Annotated in this window: 10 protein-coding genes; 4 read left to right on the top strand and 6 right to left on the bottom strand. The window is 72.3% G+C overall.

Annotation, left to right across the window (positions count from 1 at the left end; translation table 11 throughout):
• The coding region (locus G3I40_RS21365) for an ROK family protein (RefSeq protein ID WP_164303745.1) at window positions 1-579 on the top strand (579 nt) is incomplete at its 5' end.
• Between the two features lie 15 nt (window positions 580-594).
• Here the strand turns inward: G3I40_RS21365 and G3I40_RS21360 are convergent.
• From G3I40_RS21360 to G3I40_RS21335, 6 genes are all read right to left on the bottom strand, one after another.
• A complete protein-coding gene (locus G3I40_RS21360) occupies window positions 595-1,782 on the bottom strand; it encodes an MFS transporter (protein ID WP_164303744.1) in 1,188 nt (395 codons plus the stop codon).
• A gap of 162 nt (window positions 1,783-1,944) precedes the next feature.
• Entirely contained in the window at window positions 1,945-2,541 is a 597-nt protein-coding gene (locus G3I40_RS21355; RefSeq protein ID WP_164303743.1) for a TetR/AcrR family transcriptional regulator, read from the bottom strand.
• A gap of 249 nt (window positions 2,542-2,790) precedes the next feature.
• The gene (locus G3I40_RS21350) at window positions 2,791-3,729 is read right to left on the bottom strand and encodes a phosphotriesterase (RefSeq protein WP_164303742.1); all 939 of its coding nucleotides are present in this window, start codon (window positions 3,727-3,729) and stop codon (window positions 2,791-2,793) included.
• Window positions 3,726-4,310, bottom strand: coding sequence for a DUF4865 family protein (locus G3I40_RS21345; protein WP_164303741.1), 585 nt, complete (start codon window positions 4,308-4,310; stop codon window positions 3,726-3,728). Before G3I40_RS21345 ends, G3I40_RS21350 begins: the two co-directional genes overlap by 4 nt.
• A gap of 14 nt (window positions 4,311-4,324) precedes the next feature.
• Window positions 4,325-4,711, bottom strand: coding sequence for a cupin domain-containing protein (locus tag G3I40_RS21340; protein WP_164303740.1), 387 nt, complete (start codon window positions 4,709-4,711; stop codon window positions 4,325-4,327).
• Between the two features lie 10 nt (window positions 4,712-4,721).
• Window positions 4,722-5,336, bottom strand: coding sequence for a TetR/AcrR family transcriptional regulator (locus G3I40_RS21335; RefSeq protein WP_164303739.1), 615 nt, complete (start codon window positions 5,334-5,336; stop codon window positions 4,722-4,724).
• 183 nt (window positions 5,337-5,519) lie between these two features.
• Between G3I40_RS21335 and G3I40_RS21330 the strand changes: the two genes are divergently transcribed.
• The 3 genes from G3I40_RS21330 to G3I40_RS21320 all read left to right on the top strand — a co-directional run.
• Window positions 5,520-5,828, top strand: coding sequence for an SHOCT domain-containing protein (locus G3I40_RS21330; RefSeq protein WP_164303738.1), 309 nt, complete (start codon window positions 5,520-5,522; stop codon window positions 5,826-5,828).
• Window positions 5,825-6,598, top strand: a complete 774-nt coding sequence (locus tag G3I40_RS21325; RefSeq protein WP_164303737.1) for an ABC transporter ATP-binding protein — start codon at window positions 5,825-5,827, stop codon at window positions 6,596-6,598. The genes G3I40_RS21330 and G3I40_RS21325 overlap by 4 nt, the downstream gene beginning before the upstream one ends.
• Window positions 6,595-7,802, top strand: a 1,208-nt coding sequence (locus G3I40_RS21320; protein WP_164303736.1) for an FtsX-like permease family protein, incomplete at its 3' end; no start/stop codon positions are given. The genes G3I40_RS21325 and G3I40_RS21320, both read left to right, overlap by 4 nt.

Raw genomic sequence — 7,802 nt, 5'->3', positions numbered from 1 at the left:
GGACGCGGCGCCCGCGACCTGCTGTGCGTGGCCACCGGTCACCGCGGCGTCGGCGGCGCGCTGGTCCTCGACGGCCGTCTGCACACGGGAAGTTCGGGCCTGGCGCTGGAGGTCGGCCACCTCACGGTCAACCCCGAGGGGCGGCCCTGCCACTGCGGCAGCCGCGGCTGTCTGGACGTCGAGGCCGACCCGCTGGCCCTGGTCACCGCGGCGGGCCGCACTCCCGCCTCCGAGGGCTCCCTGCTGGAGCAGGCCCACGCCCTGGTGCGCGAGGCCGGACACGACCCCGTCGTACGCGGCGCCGTCGACACGCTCATCGACCGCCTCGGCCTCGGCCTCGCCGGCCTGGTCAACATCCTCAACCCGGACCGCATCATCCTCGGCGGACTGCACCGCACGCTCCTCGACGCCGACCCGGAGCGGCTGCGAGCCGTCGTGGCCGACCGCAGCCTGTGGGGCCGCAGCGGCGGCGTACCCATCCTGGCCTGCACGCTCGACCACAACAGCCTTGTCGGTGCAGCCGAGTTGGCCTGGCAGCCCGTGCTCGACGACCCGCTCGGGGCGCTCGCCGAGGCCTGAGCGGGCCAGGAGCCCTCAGGCGTCGGCGCCGACGCGCGCCGGCTTCCCGGCGGCCACCACCGTGCTCCTGCGACGCTCCGTCAGATCCGGTGCCAGAGAGGCGAGTCCGAGGACGGCGAGCGCGAGGCCGAGCCACAGCGGCGCCCGCAGCCCGTACGCGTCGATGGCCACGCCGCCGACCGAGGTCGCCACGACGATGCCCAGGGTGATGAAGGAGGAGTGCACCGAGTTCACCAGCGCCCCCGCATTGGCCCTGCGCTGCACCCGCACCACCATCGCCGGGTTCATGGTGACGCCGACAAGACCGATGCCCAGTATGCACACCACGGCCGCGCCGGACAGCCCGGCGAACAGCGCGAAACCCAGCAGGAACAGCGAGTTGAGGGCGAGCCCGGCGACCAGCACCGACAGCGTGTGCCGGTCCGCGAGGCGCCCGACGACCATGTTGCCGACGACGGTCGCCGCCCCGTAGGCCACGAGCAGCAGCGGCACGGTGCCCGCACCGAATCCGGTGATCTCGGTGAGGATCGGGGTGAGATAGCTGAACGCCGCGAACGTCGCACCGATCACCAGCGTGCTGGTGGAAAGCGTCAGCCACAGGCGCGCCGACCTGAACACCCCGAACTCCGTGCGCAGTTGCCCCGCCGACCCGGTCCGAGCCACGTGCGGCACGCCGATCAGGGTGGCCGCGGCGGCGAGCACCGTCAGCGCCGACACGACCCAGAACGCGGCCCGCCAGCCGACGCGTTCCCCGATGAAGGTGGCCATCGGGAGCCCGAGCAGCGTGCCCAGCATCAGCCCGTTCAGCGCCACGGACACCGCACGGCCGCGGACTTCGGGCCGGGTCAGCTGTGCGCACAGGGAAAGGGCCACGCCGAAGAAGGCCTGCGAGGCCACGCCGGTCACGAGGCGCGCGATCAGCATGACCGCGTACGTCGACGCGGTGGCCGCCAGCACGTTGCCGGCGAGGAAGACGCCGAACAAGACCAACAGGGCGCGCTTCTGCGGGACCTTGAGCAGGGCCACGGTGAGGAAGGGGCCGCCGAACGCCATCGCCGTGGCGAACGCCGTGATGAGATAGCCGATCTGCGGAATCGTCGCGTCGAGGCCGTGTGCCATCTGCGGCATGAGACCTGCGACGACGAACTCGCTGGTCACCATGGCGAAGATGCCGAGGGCCAGTACGTAGACGGCGCGTGGCATGAAGTCCTCCGAGGGGCTTTGCGCGCGGATGTGGGCATTTTTTGGATAGCTCAGTACAGAATGAGGGCAGGAGTGGGCCCGGCCGGGCGCCGGGCGGCTTTTTCGCTCGGCGCCAAGTGGCGTACGAAGTCAGGGAGTTGGGGACGTCAGGGAGTCGGGAAGTCAGGGAGTCAAGGCGTCCAGCGCGATCTGGGCCGTGGCCTGGAGGGCGGCCCGGTCGGCGCCGCCCTGTCCGGCGACGCGCATCCCGCCGATCACGGCGTTCACGAAGCGCGCGAGGTCCTCGGGGGAGCGCTGGGAGGTGATCGTGCCGTCCCGCTGCCCGGCGGCGATCGCGGCCCTGAGGGCGGCGAGCCGGGTCGCCAGGTCCCGCTCCAGCAGCGCGGCCGCCTCCGGGTCCCGCCCGGCGAGCTCCACGGTCGTGTTCACCGTGAGGCAGCCGCGGCTGCGCCCGTCCCTGCGGGTGTCGATCTCGGTGTCGACGATCGACGTGAAGAGGTCGCGGAGCCGGTCGAGCGGAGGCGTGTCGGTGCGCTCCAGGACGGCCACCTGGTGGGCGGTCATCTGCTCGATGTAGCGGGTCAGCGAGCGCGTGAACAGCTCGTGCTTGCTGGCGAACGTGTTGTAGATGCTGCTGCGGCCCAGGCCGGTGGCGGTGCACAGGTCCTGTGTGGAGGTGGCCTCGTAGCCGTTCTCCCAGAAGGCGTGCATCGCCGCGTCCAGGGCCCGGTCCTCGTCGAACGTCCTCGGTCGGGCCATGGGGGAGACCCTACGGGTTTTGGATCGCTCGGTGCAATAAGTTCGGCGGCGGGCACGGCTCTTGGAGTCATCGCGCCGCGGCCTCGTCGGATCGGGCCGTCGGAGCGGATTCGGGTCGGCGAGCGGCCCACGATCCGATCGGGCAGGACACCACAGCCCCGGGCAGGACGGCCCTCGCCACGACGTCCCTTGCCGGGATCTCCCGCGCCAGGGCGCCTGCGGATCAGCGGGCCGTGACGCCCGCTGCCGTCACGCCCACCGCACCGCGAAGGCCTCGGCCGGATTGGCCACGAGAACCCGCTCCACCATCTCCTTGCCCAGCGTCGCCTCCAGGCGTGGCCGTACCCGGCGCAGCAGGTACGGCATCCCCGGCCCGCCGCTCACCGACCGCGCTCCGGCCGTCGTCGTGTCGCCGCCCAGCAGCAGCCGGTCCGCGAACCCCGCCGCCGCCAGCTCCGCCATCGCGTCCGGCATGCGCCAGTCCGTCGCATGGTTCGCCCGCGAGGGTCCGTCGAAGGCGAGGTACGCGCCCGAACGCGCCGCCTCGCGCTGCGTCACGAAATCCGGCGAGCGATTGAGGTGCCCGAGGATGACGCACTGTGCCGGCACCTCCAACTCCCCGCACAGCAGGTCGAGTACGTCCAGTGCGCCCGTCCCCAGCTCATGGTGCACGGCGATCGGCGCGCCGGTCGCCCGATGCGCTTCGGCGGCGGCCCGCATCGTCCACCGCGCATGCGCGTCCAGCGCGTGGAACCCGCTCGCGACCTTGATCAGGCCTGCTCGTACGCCAGTGTCCCCGATGCCCTCGGTGAGGTCGCGCACGAACACCTCGGCGAGGTCGGCAGTGCGTGCCGCGAGCAACTCCGGTGCGTAGTGCGCCGCTTGGTGCATTCCGGTCGCGGCCACGATGTGCACCCCGGTCGCCGCCGCCAGCGCCGGCAACTCCTCGGCCCGCCGCCCGAGCCCGTACGGCGTCCACTGGACGACGGTCCCGCCGCCGACCGCCGCGTACGCCTCCAGCTCCTGCCGGGCGAGGTCGACGTCGTCCAGCTCCCGGCCGGGGAGCAAGGGGCTGCGGAAGAAGAGGTGGTCGTGTGCGTCGACCACCCCCAACTCGCCCTGCTCGACATTTCCTTGGACAGTGCGGACGGTGCGGACGGAGCTGCTCGTACGGAAGGCCGCGCTCACCACTGCTCACCTCGCGGAAGCCTGTCGCGCTCGGGCTGTGACAGATGGAGGACTTGGTAGACGTCACCGGACGCCTTGGGGGTGTCGCTGTCCCACACGGAGAAGGTCAGCAGTTCCCAGGTCCGGGGGTCGACCGCTGCCGCCGCGTACAACACGCCGGTGCCTACTGCCAGTTGGGCTACTTCTTGTGCGGACTCGGCCATGAGGGAAGGGAGGTCGGCGTCCGCGTCGATCGGGGTCCGTCGGCGCACCGCGCTGCGCGCCGCACGCCCGGCCGCCTCCCCGTCCTCGTACGCCACCCCTGTCCAGTGCTGCACCACGGGTCGCCCGAAGTCGTGCACGATGCCCTGGAAACCGGGTCCCCACAGGAAGGAGTTCATCCCCCGCGGCGACGTCCACAAGTAGAACGGTGCGTACTGGTTCACCGGGGAGCCGTCCACGCCGCGCTCCCGCATGAGGTACGCCTTGGCGCCGAGCCCGGGGAAGTCGTCCAGCAGATGCCCCTTGGTGGCGACCCTGTCCCGGATGATCCCCATGTCGTAGTCGGCCGGGAGGGTGATCTCGTACTGCATGGCATGCATGGTGTCTCCCGGCCTCAGAGTGTGTCGCCGACGTGTGCACCCCAGCAGACGGTGGTTCCGTCCGTCGCCGCTTCGACGGCCGCCAGATGCGTCATGAACGTGCGCGGGCCCGCGCCGTGCCAGTGCCACTCGTCGGGCTCGATCCATACGGTGTCGCCCGCGCGGATCACCTCCACGGCGCCGCCCTTGCGTTGCACCCGGCCCTCGCCCTCCGTGACGTGCAGGACCTGGCCGTGGGGGTGCGTGTGCCAGGCGGTGTGCGCGCCGGGGGCGAAGTGCACCTGGAACATCCGCAGCCGGGAAGGGAGTTCGGGAGCCGCGATCTCGTCGAGCCAGACCGTCCCGGTGAAGTGCTCGGCCGGTCCCCGCTGCGAGTCGGGGCGGGTGCGCGTGATCTGCACGTAACTGTCCTCAGTCGATCGAAGGGGCGGACGGGGCAGGGTTGTCGGCGGCGGGGGAGGAGCCGAGGAGCGCGAGCAGGCCGCGTACGCCCGCGTCGAACGCGGCCGTGTCGCCCGAGGCGCGCGCCAGGACGTAGCCGCCCTGTACGGTCGCCACGATCGTCGCCGCGATGTCGGCGGGGACGAGCGCGGGGCCGAACTCCCCCTGGTCCACGCCCTCTTGAACGACCTCGGCGAGCCGCCGCTCGACATACGCGATGGTCTCGTCGACCGGTGCGCGCAGCTCCTCGCTGGCGATCACGTCCGGGTCCATCGTGAGCCGGCCGACGGGGCAGCCCCGCATCACGTCGCGCTCGCGCAGCAGGTACGCCGCGACCCGCTCGTGCGCCGAACCGCCCGCGCCGAGCAGCCGGTCGACCGTCGCGCGCATCTCCTCGCCGGTGCGTCGGATGGCCGCGAGCGCCAGCTCCGGCTTGCCGGTGAAGTGGTGGTACATGCTGCCCTGTCCGACGCCCGCACGCTGCAGGATCGCCTTCGGGCTCGTACCGACGTAACCGCGCTCCCACAGGAGCTCGCGGGTCGTCTCGATCAGTCGCTCCTGAGTGCTCATGGGCTGAGCGTACATACTAGTAGTTACAGAGGGCAAGGGCTGCCGGAACACCGCCGAGGAGCAGGTCCGCACCCCTGTCCGTACTCCCGCCGTGGTACGCGCGGTGCCGCTGGCCGTACGACGACGTCGCCCCCCTGCCGGAGCGAGGCTCGACTCATCGAGCACAGCACGCGGTACCCACCCTGGGAGATGAGTCAGATGCAGACCCTTGCGCACTTCGGCGGCGACGGCCCCGGCCCGTGGATCCTGTTCTTCCCGCTGATCTGGGCGGCCGTCGTGGTCGGCGTCGTCACCCTGCTGCGGCGCACCGTGTGGCGCGGGCGGCGGGGACCGTGGCAGGGCGGACCGCCGCACCGCGACGAGCACTCGCCGATCGCCGTCCTCGGCCGGCGCTTCGCCGCCGGCGAGATCGACGAGGACGAGTACTGGCGCCGGCTGACCGTCCTGAACGAGGAGTTCGGCCACTACGGCTCCCGCGGCCCGTCCGCCAAGGGCGGTGCGGCATGACCACCGCGACGCTCACCACGCACACCGCGGCGCGCGTCGACGACGCCGTCAAGGTGTACGGCTCCGGCGACACCGCCGTCCGTGCCCTCGACGGCGTGAGCGTCGACTTCCCCGCCGGACGGTTCACCGCGATCATGGGGCCCTCCGGATCCGGCAAGTCGACCCTGATGCACTGCGCGGCCGGACTCGACACCCTCACCGGGGGCCGCGCGTACATCGGCGACACGGACCTGGGCACGCTGGACGACCGGCGCCTGACCCTGCTGCGCCGCGACCGCGTCGGCTTCGTCTTCCAGGCGTTCAACCTCGTACCGACGCTGACCGTCGCGGAGAACATCACGCTGCCGAGCGACCTGGCGGGCAGGCGCCCGGACCCGGAGTGGCTCGACGCGCTGATCGACGTCGTCGGACTGCGGGACCGGCTGCACCACCGGCCCGCCGAACTCTCCGGCGGGCAGCAGCAACGCGTCGCCGTGGCACGGGCGTTCGCGGGCCGACCCGACGTCGTCTTCGCCGACGAACCCACCGGCAACCTCGACTCCCGCTCCGGGGAGGAGGTCCTCGGACTGCTCGGCGACGCCGTGCGCCGCACGGCCCGCACCGTCGTCATGGTCACCCACGACCCGGTCGCCGCCGCCCACGCCGACGAGGTCGTCTTCCTCGCCGACGGCCGTCTCGTCGACCGCATGGCACACCCCACCGCCGAGCGGGTGCTCGACCGCCTGAAGGCCTTCGACAGCACCCAGTCCCGTGAGGCAGGTCCGTCATGAACGCCGCCGCCCGGCTCAGCCTGAAGTCCCTGCGCGCCCACAAGCGCCGCTTCGCCGGTACGTTCACCGCCGTCCTGCTCGGCGTCGCGTTCCTCGCGGGCACCCTGGTGATGGGCGACACGCTGCGCGCCGGCTTCGACGCGATGTTCGCGGGCGCCAGCAGCGGCACCGACGCCGTCGTGCGCAGCGCGAACGTCATCACCACGCCCGGCGAGAGCCAGGGCACCCGCCGCCCGGTCGACGCGTCCCTCGCGGACGACCTCGCCGAGGAGCCCGGCGTCGCCGCCGTCGCGCCGAACATCCAGGGCGCCGGTCAACTCGTCGGTGCGAACGGCAAGCCCGTGGGCGGCCAGGGCCCGCCGACGCTCGCCGGCAACTGGATCGACGACCCGCGCCTCAACGCGTACCGCCTCGCCGCGGGCCGCGCCCCGCACAAGAGCGGCGAGGTCGTCCTCAACCGGGGTGCCGCGAAGGCCGGCGACCTGAAGATCGGCGACACCACGACCCTGCGCACGCCCGACCCCGTCCAGGTCACCGTCGTCGGTCTGGCCACCTTCGGCGGCGAGGACGGCATGGCCCAGGTCACCTTCACCGGCATGACCCGTGCCGACGCCGAGAAGTACCTCACGGCGAAGCCGGGCGAGGCCGCCACCCTCCAGGTGCGGGCCGCCCCCGGCGTCAGTCAGCAGGAACTCGTCGACACCCTGAACGCCCGTCTGCCCAAGGGAGTCGAGGCCATCACCGGAACGGAGTCCGCGCAGGAGAACACCGACATGATCTCCGGCCAGTTCCTGAGCCTGTTCACCACCTTCCTGCTCGTGTTCTCCGGCGTCGCGCTGCTCGTCGCGACCTTCTCGATCCACAACACCTTCGCGATCGTCGTGGCCCAACGCACCCGGGAGAACGCCCTGTTGCGGGCCCTCGGCGCCTCCCGCAGGCAGGTCACCGCGTCGACGCTCGTCGAGGCGAGCGCCGTGGCCGTCGTCGCGTCGGCCGCGGGGCTGGCCGGCGGCATCGGCATCGCGGCCGGACTCCAGGCGCTCTTCCCCGCCATCGGATTCCCCTTCCCCGACGGGGAGTTGGTGATCAGCGCCCTGTCCCTGCTGCTGCCCCTCGCCGTCGGCATCGTGGTCTGCCTCGGCTCGGCCCTGCTGCCGGCCCGGCGCGCGGGCCGCACCGCACCGCTCGCCGCCCTGCGCGAGAC

This window comes from Streptomyces sp. SID14478 (assembly GCF_010548525.1).
GTDB lineage: Bacteria > Actinomycetota > Actinomycetes > Streptomycetales > Streptomycetaceae > Streptomyces.
The sequence above is the reverse complement of the archived record's forward strand: the minus strand, read 5'-3'. Positions and strand labels throughout refer to the sequence as shown.

What these genes read in the sequence shown, in the direction of transcription:
- G3I40_RS21325 (WP_164303737.1), top strand. Translation starts at nt 5,825, where the DNA reads ATGACCACCGCGACGCTCACCACGCACACCGCGGCGCGCGTCGACGAC.
- G3I40_RS21330 (WP_164303738.1), top strand. Translation starts at nt 5,520, where the DNA reads ATGCAGACCCTTGCGCACTTCGGCGGCGACGGCCCCGGCCCGTGGATC.
- G3I40_RS21355 (WP_164303743.1), bottom strand. Translation starts at nt 2,541, where the DNA reads ATGGCCCGACCGAGGACGTTCGACGAGGACCGGGCCCTGGACGCGGCG.
- G3I40_RS21360 (WP_164303744.1), bottom strand. Translation starts at nt 1,782, where the DNA reads ATGCCACGCGCCGTCTACGTACTGGCCCTCGGCATCTTCGCCATGGTG.
- G3I40_RS21345 (WP_164303741.1), bottom strand. Translation starts at nt 4,310, where the DNA reads ATGCATGCCATGCAGTACGAGATCACCCTCCCGGCCGACTACGACATG.
- G3I40_RS21335 (WP_164303739.1), bottom strand. Translation starts at nt 5,336, where the DNA reads ATGTACGCTCAGCCCATGAGCACTCAGGAGCGACTGATCGAGACGACC.